At 30.4% G+C, this 22329-nt stretch carries 25 protein-coding genes; 18 read left to right on the top strand and 7 right to left on the bottom strand.

What is annotated here, in order from left to right; translation table 11 throughout:
• Positions 1 to 62 precede the first annotated feature (62 nt).
• Complete coding sequence (locus tag AB3K27_RS18670; RefSeq protein WP_368488844.1) at positions 63 to 314, top strand: hypothetical protein; 252 nt, start codon at positions 63 to 65, stop codon at positions 312 to 314.
• Positions 315 to 753: 439 nt separating this feature from the next.
• Here the strand turns inward: AB3K27_RS18670 and AB3K27_RS18665 are convergent, their stop codons facing one another.
• Both AB3K27_RS18665 and AB3K27_RS18660 read right to left on the bottom strand, forming a co-directional pair.
• On the bottom strand, positions 754 to 1938 hold the full coding sequence (locus AB3K27_RS18665) for an IS91 family transposase (protein ID WP_368488843.1): 1185 nt from the start codon (positions 1936 to 1938) through the stop codon (positions 754 to 756).
• Positions 1931 to 2779: a site-specific integrase gene (locus AB3K27_RS18660; RefSeq protein WP_368488842.1), complete on the bottom strand. Its 849-nt coding sequence runs from the start codon at positions 2777 to 2779 to the stop codon at positions 1931 to 1933. Before AB3K27_RS18660 ends, AB3K27_RS18665 begins: the two co-directional genes overlap by 8 nt.
• A gap of 800 nt (positions 2780 to 3579) precedes the next feature.
• Here AB3K27_RS18660 and AB3K27_RS18655 point away from each other — a divergent pair.
• From AB3K27_RS18655 to AB3K27_RS18645, 3 genes are all read left to right on the top strand, one after another.
• Positions 3580 to 3732, top strand: coding sequence for a CPBP family glutamic-type intramembrane protease (locus AB3K27_RS18655; RefSeq protein WP_368488841.1), 153 nt, complete (start codon positions 3580 to 3582; stop codon positions 3730 to 3732).
• 436 nt (positions 3733 to 4168) lie between these two features.
• Positions 4169 to 4813: a flavodoxin family protein gene (locus AB3K27_RS18650; RefSeq protein WP_368488840.1), complete on the top strand. Its 645-nt coding sequence runs from the start codon at positions 4169 to 4171 to the stop codon at positions 4811 to 4813.
• A gap of 511 nt (positions 4814 to 5324) precedes the next feature.
• Complete coding sequence (locus AB3K27_RS18645; protein WP_368488839.1) at positions 5325 to 5774, top strand: MarR family winged helix-turn-helix transcriptional regulator; 450 nt, start codon at positions 5325 to 5327, stop codon at positions 5772 to 5774.
• 100 nt (positions 5775 to 5874) lie between these two features.
• Here AB3K27_RS18645 and AB3K27_RS18640 read toward each other — a convergent pair whose 3' ends face one another.
• Positions 5875 to 7146 (bottom strand): IS110 family transposase, encoded by a 1272-nt coding sequence (locus AB3K27_RS18640; RefSeq protein WP_368487573.1) that lies wholly within the window; start codon positions 7144 to 7146, stop codon positions 5875 to 5877.
• A 270-nt stretch (positions 7147 to 7416) separates the two neighbouring features.
• Between AB3K27_RS18640 and AB3K27_RS18635 the strand changes: the two genes are divergently transcribed.
• Positions 7417 to 7953 (top strand): GNAT family N-acetyltransferase, encoded by a 537-nt coding sequence (locus tag AB3K27_RS18635; protein WP_368488838.1) that lies wholly within the window; start codon positions 7417 to 7419, stop codon positions 7951 to 7953.
• A 74-nt stretch (positions 7954 to 8027) separates the two neighbouring features.
• Here the strand turns inward: AB3K27_RS18635 and AB3K27_RS18630 are convergent, their stop codons facing one another.
• Positions 8028 to 8483: a LysR family transcriptional regulator substrate-binding protein gene (locus tag AB3K27_RS18630; RefSeq protein ID WP_368488837.1), complete on the bottom strand. Its 456-nt coding sequence runs from the start codon at positions 8481 to 8483 to the stop codon at positions 8028 to 8030.
• 77 nt (positions 8484 to 8560) lie between these two features.
• Between AB3K27_RS18630 and AB3K27_RS18625 the strand changes: the two genes are divergently transcribed.
• Positions 8561 to 9810, top strand: a protein-coding gene (locus tag AB3K27_RS18625; protein WP_368488830.1) for an IS3 family transposase whose coding sequence is annotated in 2 segments (ribosomal slippage) — positions 8561 to 8849 and positions 8849 to 9810 — 1251 coding nt in all. Because the reading frame shifts where the segments join, the coding sequence is not laid out codon by codon here.
• Here the strand turns inward: AB3K27_RS18625 and AB3K27_RS18620 are convergent.
• The gene (locus tag AB3K27_RS18620; RefSeq protein WP_368488836.1) at positions 9740 to 10267 is read right to left on the bottom strand and encodes a LysR family transcriptional regulator; all 528 of its coding nucleotides are present in this window, start codon (positions 10265 to 10267) and stop codon (positions 9740 to 9742) included. The genes AB3K27_RS18625 and AB3K27_RS18620 overlap by 71 nt on opposite strands.
• 131 nt (positions 10268 to 10398) lie before the next feature.
• Between AB3K27_RS18620 and AB3K27_RS18615 the strand changes: the two genes are divergently transcribed.
• From AB3K27_RS18615 to AB3K27_RS18595, 5 genes are all read left to right on the top strand, one after another.
• Positions 10399 to 11835, top strand: coding sequence for an MFS transporter (locus tag AB3K27_RS18615; protein ID WP_368488835.1), 1437 nt, complete (start codon positions 10399 to 10401; stop codon positions 11833 to 11835).
• Positions 11836 to 12365: 530 nt separating this feature from the next.
• A complete protein-coding gene (locus tag AB3K27_RS18610; protein ID WP_368488834.1) occupies positions 12366 to 12800 on the top strand; it encodes a MarR family winged helix-turn-helix transcriptional regulator in 435 nt (144 codons plus the stop codon).
• 57 nt (positions 12801 to 12857) lie between these two features.
• Positions 12858 to 14129, top strand: a complete 1272-nt coding sequence (locus tag AB3K27_RS18605) for an APC family permease (RefSeq protein ID WP_368488833.1) — start codon at positions 12858 to 12860, stop codon at positions 14127 to 14129.
• A gap of 538 nt (positions 14130 to 14667) precedes the next feature.
• Positions 14668 to 15174: a hypothetical protein gene (locus AB3K27_RS18600; protein WP_368488832.1), complete on the top strand. Its 507-nt coding sequence runs from the start codon at positions 14668 to 14670 to the stop codon at positions 15172 to 15174.
• 47 nt (positions 15175 to 15221) lie between these two features.
• Positions 15222 to 15938 (top strand): hypothetical protein, encoded by a 717-nt coding sequence (locus AB3K27_RS18595; RefSeq protein WP_368488831.1) that lies wholly within the window; start codon positions 15222 to 15224, stop codon positions 15936 to 15938.
• A 23-nt stretch (positions 15939 to 15961) separates the two neighbouring features.
• Here AB3K27_RS18595 and AB3K27_RS18590 read toward each other — a convergent pair.
• A protein-coding gene (locus AB3K27_RS18590) for an IS3 family transposase (RefSeq protein ID WP_368488830.1) occupies positions 15962 to 17211 on the bottom strand; the annotation gives its coding sequence in 2 pieces (ribosomal slippage) (positions 15962 to 16923 and positions 16923 to 17211; 1251 coding nt in all).
• A gap of 512 nt (positions 17212 to 17723) precedes the next feature.
• Here AB3K27_RS18590 and AB3K27_RS18585 point away from each other — a divergent pair.
• The gene (locus tag AB3K27_RS18585; protein WP_368488829.1) at positions 17724 to 18275 is read left to right on the top strand and encodes a sugar O-acetyltransferase; all 552 of its coding nucleotides are present in this window, start codon (positions 17724 to 17726) and stop codon (positions 18273 to 18275) included.
• A gap of 43 nt (positions 18276 to 18318) precedes the next feature.
• Here the strand turns inward: AB3K27_RS18585 and AB3K27_RS18580 are convergent, their stop codons facing one another.
• Entirely contained in the window at positions 18319 to 18663 is a 345-nt protein-coding gene (locus tag AB3K27_RS18580; protein WP_368488828.1) for a transposase family protein, read from the bottom strand.
• A gap of 72 nt (positions 18664 to 18735) precedes the next feature.
• On the opposite strand from AB3K27_RS18580, the gene AB3K27_RS18575 reads away from it, so the two are divergent.
• The 6 genes from AB3K27_RS18575 (at position 18736) to AB3K27_RS18550 (ending at position 21831) form a co-directional block, all read left to right on the top strand.
• Positions 18736 to 18945, top strand: coding sequence for a hypothetical protein (locus AB3K27_RS18575; RefSeq protein WP_368488827.1), 210 nt, complete (start codon positions 18736 to 18738; stop codon positions 18943 to 18945).
• Between the two features lie 164 nt (positions 18946 to 19109).
• Positions 19110 to 19355 (top strand): hypothetical protein, encoded by a 246-nt coding sequence (locus AB3K27_RS18570; protein WP_368488826.1) that lies wholly within the window; start codon positions 19110 to 19112, stop codon positions 19353 to 19355.
• Positions 19356 to 19499: 144 nt separating this feature from the next.
• Positions 19500 to 20030, top strand: coding sequence for a signal peptidase I (gene lepB, locus AB3K27_RS18565; RefSeq protein ID WP_368488825.1), 531 nt, complete (start codon positions 19500 to 19502; stop codon positions 20028 to 20030).
• A 302-nt stretch (positions 20031 to 20332) separates the two neighbouring features.
• On the top strand, positions 20333 to 20479 hold the full coding sequence (locus tag AB3K27_RS18560; protein WP_368488824.1) for a hypothetical protein: 147 nt from the start codon (positions 20333 to 20335) through the stop codon (positions 20477 to 20479).
• 444 nt (positions 20480 to 20923) lie between these two features.
• The gene (locus AB3K27_RS18555) at positions 20924 to 21121 is read left to right on the top strand and encodes an alpha/beta-type small acid-soluble spore protein (RefSeq protein WP_368488823.1); all 198 of its coding nucleotides are present in this window, start codon (positions 20924 to 20926) and stop codon (positions 21119 to 21121) included.
• A gap of 182 nt (positions 21122 to 21303) precedes the next feature.
• Positions 21304 to 21831 (top strand): DUF2127 domain-containing protein, encoded by a 528-nt coding sequence (locus AB3K27_RS18550; RefSeq protein ID WP_368488822.1) that lies wholly within the window; start codon positions 21304 to 21306, stop codon positions 21829 to 21831.
• The last annotated feature ends 498 nt before the right edge of the window (positions 21832 to 22329 follow it).

The following is a 22329-nucleotide window of genomic DNA, read 5'->3' as shown; positions in this document are numbered from 1 at the left end:
AATATTGATAACGAATGAACTAAATGTTATAATTAATAAGATTAGTTTAGGGGGTAATAATTATGCCAGAAGCCATAAGACAAAACAAAATGAATAAGTTTGCTATAATTTCTTTAATATTAGCTACTTCCTTATTTGCTTTTGCAGGATTATTGCATACGGTTTTAGGAAGTATATTTATAGTTATTCCTATCAATACTATTGTTTTTGCTGTTTTAAGTCTTGTAAAACCTTGTAAAGGAGATACAGGGTCAGCTGGAGTATTGGGAATTATAATGGGAATAATTTATATAGGATTTTTTATGTTTATGTAAGTATTGGTAGTTAACCAGTACTTATTTTTATACATGAGAATAGATGAGAGGTATAAAATAAGAAAATAAATTTTACTTTTGAAATTAAATATATATGGTTTGGTTGTTTATTTTATTTCAGTATTTATGTCATGGAATGAATAGATTCGTATTCGGATTTTGAGCTTATAAAAACTAACACCATAAAATGTATACCTTAAATGGTGTTAGATGCTAAAGTTGCTCAATTTCCGAAACGAATTATAGGACGAAGCCACGGGGCAGTTACTATGGGGTTTCAATATCCCTCACATATCCTTAAGTTTAATATTTTCTTATATTTTAGCACAGAATTTAGAGTAAAACTGTAAGATACCCCTACAATTGTTGAATTTTCACTTAACCACATACATACTTTCCCCCTCCCCATAGTTAATAAACTAATAACAATTTCCATAATCTATGCCGTTTTAGAATTTTTATCTGGTGGTCCCGAAATCCTCGGTTCTATTTTCCTCATGGTTACCATTTTGCCACTACAGCATGGACATTTATTTATATCTATTCCTGCAACTTTTAAAATAAACTCTGCTGTTGTTAAATTTAATTTAGCTTTGCTTTCACTCACCGGAGCTTTAAGAATCATCTTACATTTTTTAAGTTTTGTTCTACGGTTGCGATTACTTAAGATTCCATAATGTCTTATCTTAACAAATTTAGGTGGCAGCACATGCATTAAAAATCTACGTATGAATTCTTCAGCTGTAACTGTCATAACTTTTTCTTTATTATTATCCCGGTAATCTCTCCATTTAAAACTCACAAGTCCATTTTCAAGAGCAAGAATTCTGTTGTTTGAAATTGCAACCCTGTGTGTATATCTTCCTAAATATTCAAATACATGTTCACTGCTCTTAAATGGAGCTTTACAATAAACCACCCATTCTTTTTTATACAACTTGTCTAAAAAGCAGTGAAAAACATCCTTGTATTTTAAATCTTCAATACCGACAGTAAATTTTAATTTGGTATTGCTGTAGTATTCTTTTTTAAGATAGTATAAAAATTTTCCGCGAAATTTTGCAGACAGGACCTTAACAGGTATAAAAAAATCTTCCTTGGAATTAATCCACCTTACCCCATCAAAAGATATTCCGCCACCGGTAACTATACAATGAATATGGGGATGATTCATAAGATTTTGTCCCCAAGTATGCAGTATTGTTGTAAAACCTATTTCTGCACCAAGATACTTTGCATCCTTTGAAAGTTCCAGAAGAGTTTCTGATACAGACTTAAACAAAATAGAATACATCTCTTTCTGATTTGTAAGTACCAAAAAATTTAGTTCTTCAGGTATAGTAAATACAACATGAAAATATGGTACTGGTAATAAGTCATTTTTTCTATCTTCAATCCATTTTTCTTTTTTTAATGTCTGGCATTTAGGACAGTGTCTATCTCTACAAGAATTATAAGAAATTCTAATATGTCCGCATTCTTCACATTCATCCATGTGACCGCCTAACTTTGACGTCCTGCATGAGATAATATTCCAAATTACCTTTTTAATGTGGAATGGCAGTTTATGTTTTTGGCAATACTCGTCTCCATGCTTAATAAAAATATCCTGCAGCTCAATCATTTTCTATACCTATAAGTATATCCAGTGGACTCTTTATATTTAATAAATCCATTCTTCTGAGGTGTAGATATATGGTGGTAGTAGTTATCCTTGTATGTCCTAAAAGTCTCTGAATATAGCAAATATCCGTTCCGGTATCCAAAAGATGTGTTGCAAAACTATGTCTCAGTGTATGTACTGTTGCAGGTTTAGTAATCTCTGCTTTTTCCTTTGACTTCTGAAATACCCTTTCAACGCTGCGTGGTGTTATGGCATCAGTCCTATATCTTCCTGAAAACAAATATTCTTTAGGTTTATATTCTTTCCAGTACTCCCTTAGAACTTGAAGATTTAATTCTGATAAAAGTGAATATCGATCTTTTTTACATTTACCCTGCCTTATAAATATTTGCATATTTTTACTGTCTATATCTGTTACTTTGAGATTGCAAACCTCACTTACTCTTAATCCTGCAGAATAAATTGTCATAAAAATTGCCTTGTGTTTAATATTTGGGGCAGCATCAAAAATAGCTTTTATCTCTTCAGGCGATAATACAACAGGTAACCTTCTACGTTCTTTTATTCTCGGGATTTTATTAATATCCCAGGTCCGGTTTAAAACTTTTGTATATAAAATTTTAAGGGCTGTATAAATTGAACCTACAGATCCTTCTGTCAAACATCTTTTTGTGATACAATAGTGTAAATACTCTTGTATTTCTTTTTCACCCAATAAATTAGGTGATTTTTTATGGTATTTTGCAAAATTGCCAACGTGATTAATATAATATTTTGTAGTAATTGGACTGTACCCTTTCAAATCCATATAGATTTTCATTTGTTTTCTTAATTCTGACATGATAACACTCCTCAATTATTTTGATTTTTGTCCTAAAATAATAATAATTGAAGTGTTCATGATAATAAAGTGGTATTTAGATAAAAATAAATACCACTTTTAAAATACATATCTTTAGATTTTACCACAGAAGTTTAAATTACTTACAACGCAGCCACCACTTAATAGTGGTTTCGTTCTTATTTACAATTACGATATAAATACACATATAAGATATACCATAATATTAACTAAGTGGTAAATTATAATTAGAGTACCAATTCCACAGAATTTATATTGTGTGGAACTGATAAGATAGGTATGAAACCTTGATATATAAGGTTTTATACCTGTTTTTTATATTTTAAAATGTGAAATTGTATTTTAAAATTCATGTTTATGTTAAGGAAAAGAAAACTAGTAAAATTAAAAAATTTTACAATACATTTTTAAGAGCAGAGAGGGACAAAATAGACCAATCACCCATTATATGGCTATAGAAACAATAAAGGGGACCTCTAAAGCAGTTGGAATAAAAGAACATATTGGCTGTTATAGTCTACGTAAAACTTGGATATCATTTAGATACTTATAGTATTTCAAGACAAGGGATAGTACCAGCATTGCTGCTAGAACTGCAAAGTATCTATAAATAGATGGATAAAAATACAAATGTTACTATAATTGAACTAACAACGATTTTGTACTTTTATAATTGTATATGTGTCAATAGGTATTCTCTGTTTCATATATAAGTCGAAATTTCCATAGGGATTATATGACTATAGATTTTTGATAGTATTTTATCTAAAACAATACTTATGGGAAGTAATTCAGGATTGCCTTTTGTAATGTTTATGAAAGTTATCACAGGTCTTTGTTTTGGTATTATTATCGGTTTTATTCGTTATAAATTAAAGAATTGTTATGCTACAATATTAATACATAGCTTTATGAACATTTTTGGAAGGTAATTGTAAAGGAAGAATATAATTCATCATTAAAGTTAATTCGGAATATTTCTTAGCTTGCGTCACAAGAGTAAATTATTGTTCATCAACAAGAGTGATAAAGCTCTTGTTGCTATTTTTTATTAATGTCCTATAAATGTTGGTTTTTGGGATTCTCTTCGAAGTATTAAAAATAGTTTATTTATAGGTATTTTTAAGTAGTACTTTTAGTTAAGATGTATTTTTATATACTTTATAAATGTGATATTGTATAATTAATTGGAAGGGGTGAAATACGGGGCCGATGTATCGGGGAGGTCATAAGCATAGCGTATCCATTCTTCTCCCACATGAGATTGGAAGATGCCGAGGGTATTTGGCATGTATGGGGCAGATGTGTAAATTTAAGATTGGCTGACAAATTATTTTCAACTAAATGATAGAAAGAAGAGGATAATTTATGAAACTCATAGCTGTGTGTGGTAGTGCAAGAAAACATGGCAATACCTCAAAAATGTTACACCAAGTCATTGAAGGAGCAAAATCAGTGGGTGCTGAGACTGAATTTATAAATCTCTTTGATTTAAATTATAAGGACTGTATCGGTTGTTGTTCTTGTAAATTGAAAAATAGTAAATCTTATGGACATTGTGTGGTAGATGATGATCTTAAACCCTTACTGGGAAGTATTGAGGAGTCAGATGTTATTGTGCTTGGTTCGCCTATTTATTATGGAAATCTATCAGGGCAAATGCGTTCATTTACAGATAGATTGCTTTTTCAATATCTTGATTATGGTGGTACGTCTACAGGCCCTAAACCAAAAAACTTTAAAACAGCTTTGATTGCAACAATGAATGTCAGTGATGAAATTTATGTTGAAAGAGGGTTTGAGGATACTTTAACTAGTTTTGCGGGAATTATGGGCCGCACATTGGGTAGTTGTGAACTACTAACTTTAACAAATACCGTTCAATTTGATGATTATTCAAAGTACGTTTATCTGATGCCGGATAAAGAAGAAAAATCTAATCGTGTCGAAAAAATATCAGCTGAGGATTTGCAAAAAGCATTTGATTTAGGAGTCAGACTTATTAAATCATAATTAATTGACATTTGAAAACGGTTTAAAAATTAGGCAGTATAATATACATTACAGACTGCTATCAATAAATTGCTACGAATGTTTTACTTATAGATTTAAATTAAGCATAAAAATTATGCTTGAAACCCGTGAAAAAAATAACGACAGTATAAAATTTGAAAAATAAAAAATAGAAATAGGATTGCGGCTTGGCAGTCCTTTTTCTATATCGGTTCTATAAGTAATTTACAGTTTGAATTATTTGTGTCACAAATGTAGTGTAATCAACATAAGTGAATATAAAATTATATTACTTTACACAGGCATAAATATGAAAATATATATCTTTCATGTTTGTGAGAACATTTGATTTAATACATGTGCAATTAATTTAGGTGGACAAATTTTTAAAACTGCTTATTTATCTCTAGTGAGAAGATACAGCATATATAGGTTGAACTTTCAACCAATGTATGCTATTATAAATATGATATAGTTGAAAGTTCAACTATTCTATAGGAGGCGAGGATTAATGAAAACTCTAGATAGCGATGTATTAAGGGAAATAGGAACTCTATCACGCTGTATTCATTCTATAAGTGACCTTAAATTTAAAGAGTTAAATCTGCAAAAAGGTCAATTTACATTTTTAACAAGAATATGTGAAAATCAAGGAATTAACCAAATTGATTTATCGAACCTTTTAAAAGTTGACAAAACCACAACCACAAAGGCTATACAAAAACTTATTGAAGCAGGATATATATATAAAAAAAGAGATGATATTGATAAAAGAATGTGGAGACTTTATTCCAAGGAAAAAGCATTGGAGATATATACATTTATTATTGAAGAAGAAAATAAAAATATTGAGGTTTGTTTTAATAGTTTCAGCGTGGAGGAAAAGGAATTGGTCAGTAAATTAGTTAAGAAAATGAGAAAGAATATTGAAAATGATTGGAAAGAAATAAAAAGTTTCTAGAGGTGATAACTTGAAAGAAATTCAGGTGTTTTTGAACATGACAAAAAGACCTATTAAAATGAGGTCAAAAAAAGAGACTTATATTATTTATAATTAAAAATCAACTTATTTTCGGTGATATCTCTTGACTTACTTTTGTTACTTCAAAGCCTTGAGCTTGAAGAAATAAAATAATTCTATCTATATCAGGTTGAAAATGTCGAGAAGTGTTTTCTCTTTTTAGATATTTTTCATAAATAGAATTATCAAAGGCTTCATTTTTTAAAAGCATATTATAAATACAGGTTAAAAGCATTCTTGCTATAGCAATAATTGCTCTTTTGTGCCCACGTCTTTTCTTTATACTTTCATAACGATATTTAAAGTATGGGCAGGACTTGTTTTTTATTGCTGCATTAGCACACTGAATAAGTATTGGCTTTAAATAAGCTCCGGCACGGCTTATACGAACACTTTTCTTTTTGCCAGCACTTTCATTATTTTGTGGTGTAAGACCTGCCCAAGAACACAGATGTTTAGCATCTGGAAAGACTGACATATCCACTCCAATTTCAGAAATTATAGTTGTAGCAGATTGTGTAGTTATCCCAGGGGCAGAAGCAATAAGCTCAATTTGTGACTTAAATTCACTTGAAATTAATGAAATGGCAGTATCAAGTTGAGAAATACAATTGTTAATATAATCATAATGATTCAAGCATACAGACATCTTTGCTGTTTGATTTTTAGAGATGCTTCCTTGCATAGCAATCTTAATTTCGTCAGCCTTAGATAACATACTCTTGTGTAGAAATTGAGTATAGTCTATATCTAATTTATCAGGATGCTCCATGGCATATTTAATTATAGCTGATGATGATTTACCAAAGGTATCTGATACTACGCTTGAAATCATGATATTTGAAACTGTTAATGAATTTTGGAATCTGTTTTTCTCACTTGAACGGAAATTTGTAAGTTTAAAGCGATAGCGCATAAGGTCTCGTAGTTCTCTTATGGCCTTTGGAGGAATAAAACTTCCTTTAACTAATCCATGCTTATGTAAGTCTGCAAGCCATAGAGAATCTTTTTTATCAGTTTTTTTGCCGGGAATGTTTTTAACGTACTTTGGGTTAGCCAGAGTAATATTACAGGAATCTTCAAGTATGTTATAGATAGGTATCCAGTACTTTCCGGTGCTTTCCATACAAACTTCTTTACAGTTATGCTCAGATAACCACTCTTTTAAATGGAAAAGATTCTTTGAGTAAGTACTGAATTGTTTGGTTGCATAGGTAGTGATGTTATTCTCATTGGTTGATGTTACAGTTGCAACTACAAATTTTTTGTGAACATCAATACCGCAACAAATAGGATAAACGATTTTTAACATTTATATCACCTACAAATAAAAAAATAAAGTACACAGGTGTTGACTGAATACTCATACTTTTAAACGGTCTTTGTTTAAACAAAGATTAACTTACGTGCCCTAGGGCACACTTATTTGTACTTAAAAGAGTAATCGGCACATGTTATTATACGGATTACAGTGAAGTGCAATCACACTCACCCCGCCGTGCTCTGTAGTACACCTGTATACTTGTCTATATTATTCACAGTAATTGGTAATTTTAATCACTCTTTCATTAATTTTTGTGCCTTGAGCACAGCGAAAGGAATGAATGTTATTATGGTAAGAAAAGCAGTTATGGAAGATTTAAGAGATATTATGGAAATAATAAAGCAAGCTATTGTGGAAATGGCAACCTATAACAACACTCAATGGGATGAAAGTTACCCTCATGAAAAGGACTTTATGAATGATATCCAAAGAGGTGACTTATTTGTGACAGAGCAAGAAGGAAAGTTGGCTGGTTTCATATGTATTAATAAAGTAGAACCAGCTGAGTATAATGGATTAAACTGGTCATTAAACAAACATTGTATAGTTGTTCATAGAATGGCGGTTAATTCTATCTATAGAAGAAGTGGAATTGGTACTAAATTAATGAAATTTGCTGATAAATTGGCTTTGGAGAATAATATAGGATATTTAAAAACAGATACCTATTCAATAAATATGAAAATGAATGCACTGTTCAAAAAATGTGGTTATGAATTTGTTGGAGAAATGAGCTTCTTAGAAAGGGAGAAACCATTTTATTGCTATGAAAAAATATTGAATAAAGAAAAGTAGATTATAGTTCAAATAAGAATTATGTGAAGTTACGAACCCACATGATTCAGTCTCATTTTATATTTTGAAAGGTGCTAACAAAGCTGAGATAAAAATTTTTGTACCGGGTGGTTATTAGTCCTATAAATAAAATAACTGTTTATTTGAGGTGCGTCAAAATCAATTAAGGGTATGTAAATCAGGGAATTATTTTCTATATGGGATTTAACGATGCTTTTGGGCAAAAAACTATAACCTATACCGTCAAGTAAATACTGCACGAGCTTTGTGCTGTTATCAATCTCAAATAGAAATTGATAATAAGGTGGAAATAGTGTACGTATAAATTGTCCTGTTTCTTGTAATATAAGATCACACATGAGATAATCTATTTTTAACAAATCATTCTTATAGATGCCATTTACAAAGGAATTATTTTTAGGACTGGTAACGAGAAGCAGCTTATCTGAAACAAAAGGAATACATTGATATCCAGCCTTTTTATAAAATATGTAGGAAAAAACTACATCCAGTAGTTGGTCTTCTAACATTTCTCTTAAGCCCCTAAATAGGTTTGGACGATTACATCTATATTTATTATAATGTAGAAAGTGATTGGAGGTAAACTATGAAAGGAAAAAGTTATACGAAAGAATTAAAAGAAGAGGTATTAAGAGAAGTGAAAGAAGTAGGAAATGTTTCACTGGTATCAAGAAGACATGGGATCTCAAAATCAACTATATTTACGTGGATAAAGAATTCTAAGGATGAGATTAAAGTTAAGCCTGGTAGAAAAGCTTTAGTTGAGGGAGAAAAAGAACTTGAAAATGAGTTAACAGAGGTAACAAAAGAGAATGATCAGCTAAAAAAATTGTTAGGAGAAAAAGATTTAGAAATAGCAATTCTTAGAGACTTAATAAAAAAATCAAACCCTCAATTAAAGAAAAAGTAGAAATAGCCAAAAAGTATATAGATCAAGGATATAATTCGGTATTTGTACTTAAAGTAGTTAAACTTGGAAGGTCAACATATTACTATAATTTAAGCGTAGAAGGCAGAGAAAAGGCTAGACCTAAGGGTGGAAAGCCAAAAGGATACAGCATAAACGGAGATGGTGAAAAAGTATGCGATGATCAGATTAAGGAATTTATTCTGGAGGCCATTGACGGGGATGCTATTAACTATGGATATAGAAAAATAACTTATCATTTAAAAAAATATTATAATCTTGTGATTAATCATAAGAAGGTTTATCGGCTTTGCAAGGAGCTTAGAATACTTAAAGACCAGAGAATAATTAAAGCTAAAATAAAGAGAAATATTGCGGTTAACAGAACTATAACAGGCTCAAATCAACTATGGGAAATGGATATAAAATATGGCTACATAGAAGGTGAAGATAAATTCTTCTACTTACTAAATTTAATTGATATCTTTGATAGGAGCATTATAGATTACCACATGGGTTTACACTGTGAGGCTAAAAATGCTACAGCACTACTTAGAAAGTGCTTAATAAAAAGAAACTTGTTTGAGGAAGGCTCTAAAAAGCCAGTAATAAGAACAGACAACGGACCTCAGTTTATAAGTCATAAATTTGATGAATGCTGTGAAGAACTTAAAATTGAACATGAGAGAATACCAGTGAAGACGCCAAATAAAAACGCACATGTAGAATCATTTCACAGAATACTTGAGGATGAGTGTTTAAAAATTAATGAATTTCAAAGCTATGTGAAAGCATACAAAATAGTAAATGAATTTATGGAATTCTACAATAATAGGAGATTACATTCAAGTTTAAGATTTATGGCTCCACATGAATTTTATAACCTTTATTTTGGAGAAAACCTAACAAATATTCAAATAAGGGCCTAAATTTAAGAGAAATGAAGAATTTATTAGATTCTGTCCAAAACGAAGGGGTTAATCCGATTTGCAGTAGGTCCTGCGAATGATCAAGTATTACTTTGACTGATGTGTCGCGACTAGAGAGTAGAAAAGAATGGATAATGGGATATAAATGACATTCATAAATAGTATTGGTACTTCCAATTCGAAGTGTGTTTTTATAAAAATCTGCTTGAGTCATTTCTTGTATGGCGTTTTTCTCTAATTCCAGAATTCTTTTTGCATATTTTTTGAATAGAATACCTTCGGAAGTCAGTTTTATATGTTTTTTATCTCGAATGAATAATTTCTTACCTATTTCTTTTTCTAATTCGGCAATGCGGTTTGTGACAGTTGATTGTGCTACAAATAATTTTTCGGCTGTAAGTGAAAAATTTCTTAACTTTGAGAGTATAAGAAAAGTCTTTAAGTTCTGTGTGTTCATTTTAAAACTCCTTTTATTATTCGATAAACGAATTAATAGTATTTATAAAATTCATTTAACAAATACTAACACACGTATTATAATAAGTCAAGATAGTGCCAGGGAAACAGAGTGAAAGGAGATGTGTTGAAATGAATGAAACTCATGAAAACAAATATAAAAGATGGATGATCTTTGCAGTGACTGGCATGGCCAATCTAGTTGTATCATTTTCTATAAACAGTTTGAATCTTGCGCTTCCAACATTGGCAAAAGAATTTGGTGTGAGTCAGAACAACGTCAGCTGGCTAGCACTAGTATACTCATTGATACCATGCTGTACCCTGCTGATTTTGGGGCGCACGGCAGAACTTTATGGATACAAACGACAGTTTAAAACTGGTTTTTTATTTTTTGGAGTAGTGTGTATTGCAGCACCATTATTGTCAGTAAATTTAGGAGTATTGATTTTTTTTAGATGTTTACAGGGAGTTGGGTATAGCATTATGGTTTCTATTACACAGGCAATTGTTAGTCGAACTTTTGATTCAAGGGAACGCGGTAAAGCTCTCGGTATGAATTCTGTATTTATTTCCATAGGGTTGGCTGCAGGGCCTACAATTGGCGGCTTTTTGTTAACTCATTTTTCGTGGCATGCCATTTTCTATTTTAATGTACCATTCTGTATTTTTGGCTTTGTTTCAACCTGTTTTGTTATGTCAGATGACAGCACGGAGACTTCTGAAGGTAAAAGTATGGACTGGCTTGGTGCGGATTTATTTGCAATATCAGTAGGTGCTTTTTCAGTAGGACTTAATTTTAGCAATAACTGGGGATGGAAATCAGTTTATTTTTTAGGATGTATGCTTTTAAGCATGTCAGGATTGAATGCATTCATCATGCGTGAAAAACGTATAGAATCACCGTTGATGTCTTTGAAGTTGTTTGAAAACAAAACATTTTCTATGGCAAATGTGGTTTGTATGCTTTCGTATCTAGTACAACAATTAATTACCTACTTGGTGCCATTCTATTTAATAAATATACTATCATTACAATCGGATGAGTCAGGATTAATAATGTTGTCATCACCAATTGCTATGATGGTAATGTCTCCTGTTGGAGGAAGTATGACTGATAAACATGGAACACGTTTACCATCGGGTATTGGATTGATTTTCATCTGTGCCAGTTGTCTAATTATGAGTTCATTAAAAGAATCCTCCAATTATGCTATGGTGATTCTTACATTGATTGCTATGGGAATTGGAAATGGCCTAAGTGTTTCTTCCATTAATACAGCTATTTTAAATTCAGCCCCTAGGAAACATGCTGGTGTCGCTTCCGGAATGCTAGCAACCATGCGTAATTTTGGACAAACAATGGGAGTTGCATCTAGTAGCGTTATCTTAACATCTCGTCAGTTAGTTTATAATAAAAACACACATCTGGGTGTGAAGAGTATTTACCTCCTTGCACAGAGGGATACTTATTATTTTGGAATTCTTATTTTAGTAGTGGCACTTGTTCTTGTATTTTTACTTCCTCATTCTATGACAGATAAAGGGTTAGATGAAGAGTATTTTTAATATATATAATGAAATTGATTTAGAATAACAGTTACGTCGGAACATTCTTATTAGGCAAAGTATTAATTTGGTAGATTTACACTGCCACCATGTTTGGTAATCATATCTTCATTTTATTATAAAAAAGTAAAAAACCGTACTGGGTTTCAGGAGGCCACTGAAAAAGTCCTTTTTTCAACAAAATCACAACGTAGCAATGCGGGTTTGAAGGATGTGATTTTTAAGAAATTAATACTTTTTCAGTGGCCTCGGGTTTCAGTACGGTTATATGTATTGTGGATTTGAGTGGTGGAGGCGAGCCGAACGAGGTTTCATATACGCTTTTTCGTAATGAAATTAATAATAAAAAAAGCTTGATGAATTAATGCCTTTAACAAATAAATCGAATGGAACTTTTTGTATTGCAGTAATATTAAATAAATTATGATTTTTTAAAAAATTTTAAAAAAATAAGGAAGTAACTTGACAATAGTTCGATGGTGAACTATATTTATAGTAACAATTAAATTACAAAAGTGAAGGTATTGTTTATGATGAATAAATATTTAGCCATATCTAAAATCTCAAAGATAAGAAATGAGGTTTCTAATTATATTGAGTGCGAACTAAAAAAACGTGGTATTGAAGGGCTTATGGTATCACATGGTAATATATTAGATATACTCTATGAGAACAATGGGAAATTAACTATGAAAGAAATAAGTGAAGGAATTGATCGTTCAAAGTCTACAGTTACTAAATTAGTGGACAGATTATTAAAAGCTGGATATGTTACTAAAGAATCAAATTTAGAAGATAAAAGATACTCTTATATAGATTTAACTGAAAAGGGATTAAATATAAAAAAAGACTTCAAAGATATTTCACAAAATGTAATTAAAGAATTTTTTAAAAATTTTACTGAAGAGGAAGTTGAAATATTACTTTTATTATTAGATCGGGTAATACACAATTTTACCCAATAATTTTTGCAAAAATAGTTCGATGGCGAACTATTTGAGTCAGGAAAAAGAGGTTTTTATATGAATAGCAATTTTAAAGCAACTATAAATCTGCCTCAAGCAATAGCACTTTATATAGGAGCAGTATTAGGGGCCGGTGTACTTATAGTCCCTGGTATTGCAGCAGAGATTGCAGGCCCAGCATCTATATTAGATTGGGGAGTAATGATGATTTTAGTACTTCCACTTGCACTTTGTATGGCTTTTTTATCACAAAAGTATCCAAATGTAGGTGGTGTGTCTTATTTTGTAACTAAAGCATTTGGAGATAAATTAGGAACAATTATTGGTTGGTTTTTTCTTATGTCCGTGCCTATAGGAGCTCCAGTAGCAGCTTTAACTGGCGGAGGTTATTTAGGTTTTGCTCTTGGTTTGCCACAAAATTCAAGAATCATTGTTGCCTGCATAATCCTTATTTTCGCTCTAGTTATTAATGTCATGGGTATGAATATAGCCGGAAGAATTCAAGTGGCGGTTGTAATAAGTATTATATCTATTCTTATTCTTGCCATAATTGGTTCTATTCCAAATATAAAAGCAGTAAATTTTACCCCTTTTATGCCTAATGGTATTGCAGGTATTGGAAAAGCATCTCCAATTTTATTTTGGTGCTTCATTGGTTGGGAAGCAGTTTCTCATTTGTCTGAAGAATTTATCAATCCTGAGAAAGATATTATTAAAGCAACTGTGATTTCTGCTATAATTATAGGGGTTCTCTATTTTATGACGTCTCTAGTTACTGTAGGGACTGATAGCTACGGGATTGAAACACAAGCATCTTTAGTTATTGTAACACGCAAAATTTTTGGTTCATCTGGAGCTATCATAATAGGAATTACAAGTTTACTTATATGTATTGCCACCGTAATATCTTATATTGGGACTGCATCAAGATTAGCTTTTTCATTATCTAAAAATAAAGATGCACCTGAAATTCTTGGATATGTTTCAAAAAAGTATCACACACCAATAGGTGGACTTGTATTTTTATTTCTATGTTTTGTTGTAGTAATCACACTATACTATTTTAAGATTGTATCATTTACTCAACTAATACAGATTCCTAATGCAACTTTCATATTGACATATCTAACTGGATGTGCTGCTGGAGTTGCATTATTTAAAGATAACAAGAAAAAATTTATGATTAGTCTTATTTCATTAGTTACAACAGCTTTTATATTTATTTTTTCAGGTTGGGCTATATTATATCCAGTGATAATTCTTACCGGAGTTATTATTAATAAAGTAATAAAAAATTACAGAAATAACTTACATAATAGATGTAGATAAACAATTTTCATATATCATATATATGATGAATATACCTCAAGAACTAATATATTATGAAAGCTGGTAAAACAAGTATATGTTGATTCACATATTGGTAATTAGAGTAAAAATATTTTTATTTAATAATTTTAAACCAAAAGATTATGGCTTTAAAAATAATTGTTAGAAATAAAATAATAATATATAATATCAATTGTTTCAAAGGATACAGAGAATATTGGCGAAAGTATAGAAGTTTTAAAGGAAATAACAGGAAAACATGAAGTTGATATAAATATATTAAAACGCAGATCTATCTAAAATAGTTTCAAGGTATTTTTAGTGCCTTACTTAATACATATAATTATATACCATGTAGTTAATAGCAATTAAGGTATTTGTGGCATTATGTAGACATATAGCGTTATTATAGTAACATGTGGAACTTGTTATAGATACTAGTGATAAGTCTAGGGTGTTTAATAGTATTTGAATATAGAACAAGATACAGTTGTAAGTAATCGCGAACTAATTATAAATTTATTAGAAGGAGAAAAGAATGGAGTTAGAAATAATAGCAGTTTATGAAAATTTGGAGGGCTATATTTTAGAAATGGAAAAAAAACGTGCAGATTATGAGGTATTATGGGATAAATATGCTATTCAGCCTTACTGGGAGAAAATTAGTCAATGGGCATCATTTGATATGTCTGACCGAAAACCAAAACCAATGAAGGATACAGGTAAATTGAAACAGCAAATTAAGTTAATGAAAGAAATAAATCTTAATATAATTAAAGGTGAATTTATAAGGGCATTGAATGTACTTCCTAATTATGACGATGATACAATAGTAATTGCAATTTACCCATTAAAGGAAATCGTAAATAATTTGAAAATAAACCGCTGCATAGATGGCAATGCTATATCAATAGTTATTAACGAACCACCTTTAGAAAATTGGGGAGTTAGAGGTGGAATACCAGCAAATTTGATCACTATAAATGTTTTATATAGTAATCAAAGGGGTAAATTTAAAGAGAACATTTTTGTTAACTATTTTTAGTAAATAGTAGAATATGGTTAAAATAAACTATAGGGAGGTACTTACTTGTGAAAAAGAGGAAAATTGTTATTATGAGTTCTATAGTGCTTATGACAATTCTTTCTCTATTTTTTATATTATCAAATCGATCAGTTGTCTATGCATTAAACTGTTATACGGTAAGTTTGTCAAATTTTAAGGAGGTAACTAAAAATATTTATATACAACGTGATATTACTGATGGAGATATAAGTAATATATTGAATGATATTTCTAAATCTAAAGATATTGTGGCTCAATTATATGGAAGCTTTAATGCTAACCCTATCTTTATAATTAGTAAAGATACAACAGCTCTAAAAAAATTTGGCGTTGAAAATAGGACAAGTGCTACACAAAAAACTATAGTAGAAACTTATATAATTTTAGGACCAGACGGGTTAAATACTAACGTAATTTCCCATGAACTTACTCACAGCGAATTAGCATATAGAATTGATAAGATCAAATGTTCAAAGATTCCAGTGTGGTTTGATGAGGGAATGGCAATGCAAGTAGATAATAGACCCCAATATTCTGAAGAGCAGTGGATAAGGAAAACTGAGAATGGTGTGAAAGTACCTAATATGACTGAATTAGATTCATATACGCAATTCTATGCAAATGATTTAGATATAAGAGTGTTAAATTATACCTTAGCAAAACATGAAGTACATAAATGGCTATCTACTGTAGGTCAGAAAGGTTTATTACGGATTAACCCCTTCGTTTTGGACAGAATCTAATAAATTCTTCATTTCTCTTAAATTTAGGCCCTTATTTGAATATTTGTTAGGTTTTCTCCAAAATAAAGGTTATAAAATTCATGTGGAGCCATAAATCTTAAACTTGAATGTAATCTCCTATTATTGTAGAATTCCATAAATTCATTTACTATTTTGTATGCTTTCACATAGCTTTGAAATTCATTAATTTTTAAACACTCATCCTCAAGTATTCTGTGAAATGATTCTACATGTGCGTTTTTATTTGGCGTCTTCACTGGTATTCTCTCATGTTCAATTTTAAGTTCTTCACAGCATTCATCAAATTTATGACTTATAAACTGAGGTCCGTTGTCTGTTCTTATTACTGGCTTTTTAGAGCCTTCCTCAAACAAGTTTCTTTTTATTAAGCACTTTCTAAGTAGTGCTGTAGCATTTTTAGCCTCACAGTGTAAACCCATGTGGTAATCTATAATGCTCCTATCAAAGATATCAATTAAATTTAGTAAGTAGAAGAATTTATCTTCACCTTCTATGTAGCCATATTTTATATCCATTTCCCATAGTTGATTTGAGCCTGTTATAGTTCTGTTAACCGCAATATTTCTCTTTATTTTAGCTTTAATTATTCTCTGGTCTTTAAGTATTCTAAGCTCCTTGCAAAGCCGATAAACCTTCTTATGATTAATCACAAGATTATAATATTTTTTTAAATGATAAGTTATTTTTCTATATCCATAGTTAATAGCATCCCCGTCAATGGCCTCCAGAATAAATTCCTTAATCTGATCATCGCATACTTTTTCACCATCTCCGTTTATGCTGTATCCTTTTGGCTTTCCACCCTTAGGTCTAGCCTTTTCTCTGCCTTCTACGCTTAAATTATAGTAATATGTTGACCTTCCAAGTTTAACTACTTTAAGTACAAATACCGAATTATATCCTTGATCTATATACTTTTTGGCTATTTCTACTTTTTCTTTAATTGAGGGTTTGATTTTTTTATTAAGTCTCTAAGAATTGCTATTTCTAAATCTTTTTCTCCTAACAATTTTTTTAGCTGATCATTCTCTTTTGTTACCTCTGTTAACTCATTTTCAAGTTCTTTTTCTCCCTCAACTAAAGCTTTTCTACCAGGCTTAACTTTAATCTCATCCTTAGAATTCTTTATCCACGTAAATATAGTTGATTTTGAGATCCCATGTCTTCTTGATACCAGTGAAACATTTCCTACTTCTTTCACTTCTCTTAATACCTCTTCTTTTAATTCTTTCGTATAACTTTTTCCTTTCATAGTTTACCTCCAATCACTTTCTACATTATAATAAATATAGATGTAATCGTCCAAACCTATTTAGGGGCTTAAGAGATTACAATTAATAGATGATATAAACAATGGAAATGATTTTTACAAATCGTATAGTAGTATTGAAATCAAGTGATTCTTAGGTTCAGGTGGAATTTGCTTATGAGGAGTACTTTTCTCCATCTGAACCTTAGAAGAACTTATCCAGGAGCGTAGCAGTGCTTATCACCCACTTTGAAGAAGATGAGGGTATTAGCAATGGTAGCCTTCGGATAAAAAATAGTAAATAGTAATCTAAGTGAAGATTAATATTCCTTAAGCCTCTAAACTGGTTTAGGGGCTCAAGAGTAATTATCCAAATCACATAATTAATAAGAAACATTAATGTTACTTATTCGTAATCTTTTTAATTTACGTCACGAGTGTAATTTATTATGTCTTAATTTATGTTTTTGGGTAAAGATAATATTATCATTGAACTGAAGATAGGAGAAAAGATTATGAAAAGCGAAAAGGAAAAAATGTTAGCAGGTGTTTATTATAACGCTGGTGATGAAGAGTTGAGCAAAGAAAGAGAATACGCAAGAAACTTAGTTTTTGAGTTTAATCATACAAGACCAAGTGAAAAAGATAAAAGAAGGGAAATTATAAAGCAATTGATTAATGCTAAAGGCTCTTTTTATATTGAAGCACCCTTTAATTGTGATTATGGTTATAACATTGAAGTTGGTGAAAATTTTTATGCTAATTATAGTTGCATAATACTCGACGTGAATAAGGTTAGAATCGGAGATAATGTACTTTTAGCACCAAATGTTCAAATCTATACCGCTACTCACCCTATTGACCCTATTGAAAGACTCAATGGTAAAGAGTTTGCTAAGCCAATTGCTATAGGAAATAATGTCTGGATTGGTGGTGGAGCAATAATATGTCCAGGAGTAAAAATTGGAGATAACGTAATCATAGGAGCAGGTAGTGTCGTGACTAAAGATATACCTGATAATGTAATTGCGGCTGGAAATCCATGCAGGATTATTAAAAATATTTAATGCTACGGAATATTCTTATTTGGCCGTGAAAATAATTATTTGTCTAAAGAGAAAGAATACACATAATTATTTTCACGACCACAAAATCATCTATACATACAGCAGTAACTTCATCCTTATTTATTATCAATTTTCCTTTTTTTAAAGGATTACAGATGGTATTTTTACCGACAGCAGCTGTATTTTTACTTAAAAAATTTGCTGCAGCTGTAGAACTACAGTTAAGCGACATATGCACTATCTCATCTTCAAGGCGCTTGGTTTTTTTGGATTTATTGGCAAGCCAATCAAATCTTTCAGCAAAAGTTGTATGGCTACACTCAGGGTTATTGCAAAACGTCTTTCTGTTTCTAATAATTATTTTTACCCTCTTTCCTTGTATAGGCAAATCCTGAAAACTTCTTTAAATAAGCCTCTTTCTTGCATACTTAATATTATAATTATACTATTAGTTTTATGGTTGCAACAGAAATTAGTTCAATATGGATATTTAAAAGTTGGAGATTATAAAGAGATGGTATATGACGAACTAATTTTTCAGACAGTAGCAGAACTCCAGAAGAACTGGGAAAGACCAACTGATGTTGTGCAGAATACGAATATCTCTACAGTTGTTGTAAATGCGGAAGATAAAACAACACAGGATACTTCTATTGCTCAAACTGAGTAGCAACAGTTCAAGAAATATTCAATATCTCTTAATATTTCACATAGAAAAACATTAAGATAACATTGGAATAACATGGGTGTTGCATTAAATTGTCATAAAGGATAACTAGAATATTAAATATAGCAGCTGCAATAAATAATTTAAAAATTCAGGAGGTAATAAAAATGTTAAAAATGAAATATAAGGTACTCTCAGCTGTAATGCTTGCAACACCATTGTTACTTAATACGGGAATTGCTACGACAGTTAGCGCATGTTCTCCCAATAACAAACCAGGTGTAGTTTGTAAATCTAAATACAAAGCACCTGCCAGACCAGTACAAAAGGTAGTAAACAAGCATAAAGTTAAGGCACCACAAGCTAAACCAGCACCAAAAGTAGTACATTCAGCAGTAAATGCTCATAGATAGTAGTATTACAATGTGAATAAGCCTATTGGGATTTTCTCGGTAGGCTTATTTTTATAAAATTGAGCAAATATATAAAATTTTTATGGAGAAATCTCATTATAAATTAATAGGGTAAGTTTGTTAAATAAGAGAGGAGGATAACAATTGCATAATAGGACAATATTTAAGATGATAAAAAAATACGTGTTAATTATTTCATTAGTTGTTGGATTTGCATTTTTATTTCATAATTATGTTTTTGCCAGAGTAACTGTGACAGGACCATCTATGCAACCCACACTCAATGATAAGAATGTACTATTCGTAGAGAAGATTAGCACCGAAATAGGAAATATAAATAGAGGGGAAATTATTATTTTTGATTCTAATAATGAAAATAATGATATCTATATAAAAAGGGTAATAGGCATAGCTGGCGATAAAATTAATATAAAAGACGGAAAAGTCTATTTAAACGGGCAAATACTTGCGGAAAGTTATCTTCCACAAGGTACTACTACTGAAGCTAATTCTTCTACTACAGAATATGTTGTACCTAAAGGATATATTTTTGTGCTAGGAGATAATAGAGGAAATAGTACTGATAGCAGGATACTTGGTTTGATAAATATAAAAGATGTAAAGGGGCATGTAATTTTGAGGGTATATCCTTTTAAAAATATTAGCACATTTTAGCTTAAATGATAATCAAAAATGGGATAGTAAAAATAAAGAATATCACGCTATTTAAAATCATAGAGATTTGACCCTAATATAGATAGTGTAGATGTGGTAAATAAAACAGCATAAAGCAATTTTAATGTTCTTAACAGACCACTTATATTTTTTAATCTATTATACGATTCATAACATTAAGTTCACATTACCATGTCATATAAAAGCCATAATTCTCAAGTATTATTTTAATACAGAAAAGTTTAATTAAAAAGAACGTTTGGATGATGGTGTTATACAAGTAAAATTTTAGGAGAGTTTTTATGTGGATAATTATATTAACTATAGTATATTTTTGTGTTATGTTAGTGATTTTGAAACTTTGTAAAGCTGCTTCTATAGCAGATGAACAACACGAGAAAATGTACAGTAAGGCTGTAAAGAGAGTTGTCGAAAATGAGAATGATTGAATTATGGACAGAATCTAAAGTAAAGTATTATGAAAACCTGCATCCTGATGAGGTACAGGTTTCTTTTTTATTTCACGTAAAAAGCTGACCAAAGGCCAGCTAAAAAAATTTGAAAGGATAACTATAGTTAATAGTATATTCAAAATTTTTAAATTGCATACAATATATAGAAAACAATTTTAATTAAAATGCAAGGTATTCTTTAAATAAAAATTTTTATAGTAAAAGCCCCGGCAATGCCAGAGCTTTTACTAATTAAAACATATTAAGATAATATTAAGGAACTAACATGAGTATTATTATGAGCATTAATCATTATACCCAATTTACCATGTTTTATATTTATCTTCCACATATTCATCCAATTACCTAGAGTATTTTTTATAGAAATGTACAAACTTTAAGTATAAGCAGTAAAGATTACTATGTAAAGGAGTGTTAGTTATGGCACGTAACAGTAATAATTTAGTAGTTCCACAGGCTAGAGAAGCTTTCAATAGATTTAAAATGGAATCGGCTCAAGAAGTTGGAGTAAATTTAAAGAATAGCTACAATGGAGATTTAACTGCTAGAGAAGCTGGATCCATAGGTGGAAATATGGTTAAGAAAATGATTGAAGCTTATGAGCAGGGCTTAAAATAATGATGTGATAAGAGAGTCTGTACCTTTATCGGGGTGCAGGCTTTTTATTTATATTTAAAAAATTAGGAACTATTTAATTCTAATAGATATTTAATAAAGTATAAATATTAAAATGATATAATAATAAAGAATAAAGTCAAAAGCTTCAAATATTGCAATATTAATATTAAGGAGAAAAGCGAATGATATTTTATAAAAAATTTAATAATACTTTATTAAGAATGAATATATTCCACAAAGGAAATAACATATTTCATAAAAGTTTTAAGATTGGGATATTGGTAAAAGGAATTGATGGTGTGTTGGAAATAATGGGTGGCATACTATTAGTATTTTTAAATCCTAGCAGACTGAATAAATTAGTTGTTTTATTAACACAACATGAATTATTAGAAGATCCTAAAGATGTTGTTGCAAATTTTGCTATAAAATTAGGCTTAAATTTTTCTGTTAGTAGTCAACACTTTGGCATTTTTTATTTAATATCACATGGAATAATAAAAATGTTTTTTGTTACTATGCTTTGGAAAAGAAAAACTTGGACTTATCCTCTTACCGCTGTTTCTCTTCTGTTATTTATTTTTTATCAGGTGTATCATTATATGATTAATCATTCAATATGGCTTATGATATTGACTATCTTTGATACTGTAATGATAGTGTTAACATTAATAGAATATAAATCTAGAAAAAATAATATAGCTAGATGAAATTGTCATATGGGATAAAAATTTTTGAAATTGATAGACTTTTACATTATTTAAATCAGCTTAAATCAATAAGGACATTAGTACATAAAATAAACAAGCTATAGCAAAGAGAGGAGTATAATATTCCTCTCTCGTATAATATAGTTGTACCAATCAATAGAGATTAGATCATCTCTACTAACGGATATTTATAAATATAAATTAATTATTGTTCGTACATCTCAAGTTCCGTTCTGGAAATTGCAATATCCTTTAGTAAGTCTAAAAATAATAAGAGTGTATCTTCCACAAGGGTAACTTGATTAATAGTTAAATCATTGTATAATATCTTCTGAATAGAGGTTAGATGTATTCCTCCTGGGAGGACTCCTTCGGAGTTCCTATACCCGTGAAAAAGCGTATCATTCCATCAGTGAGATTAGATGTTTAGCTGGTTGAGTTTCTTCCCTTGCGGAAGAATTACTCGTGTCACAAACGAGGTTGTTAGCTCACTGTTAG

Origin of the sequence: Clostridium sp. BJN0013 (assembly GCF_040939125.1) — a bacterium.
GTDB lineage: Bacteria > Bacillota > Clostridia > Clostridiales > Clostridiaceae > Clostridium_B.
The sequence above is the reverse complement of the archived record's forward strand: the minus strand, read 5'-3'. Positions and strand labels throughout refer to the sequence as shown.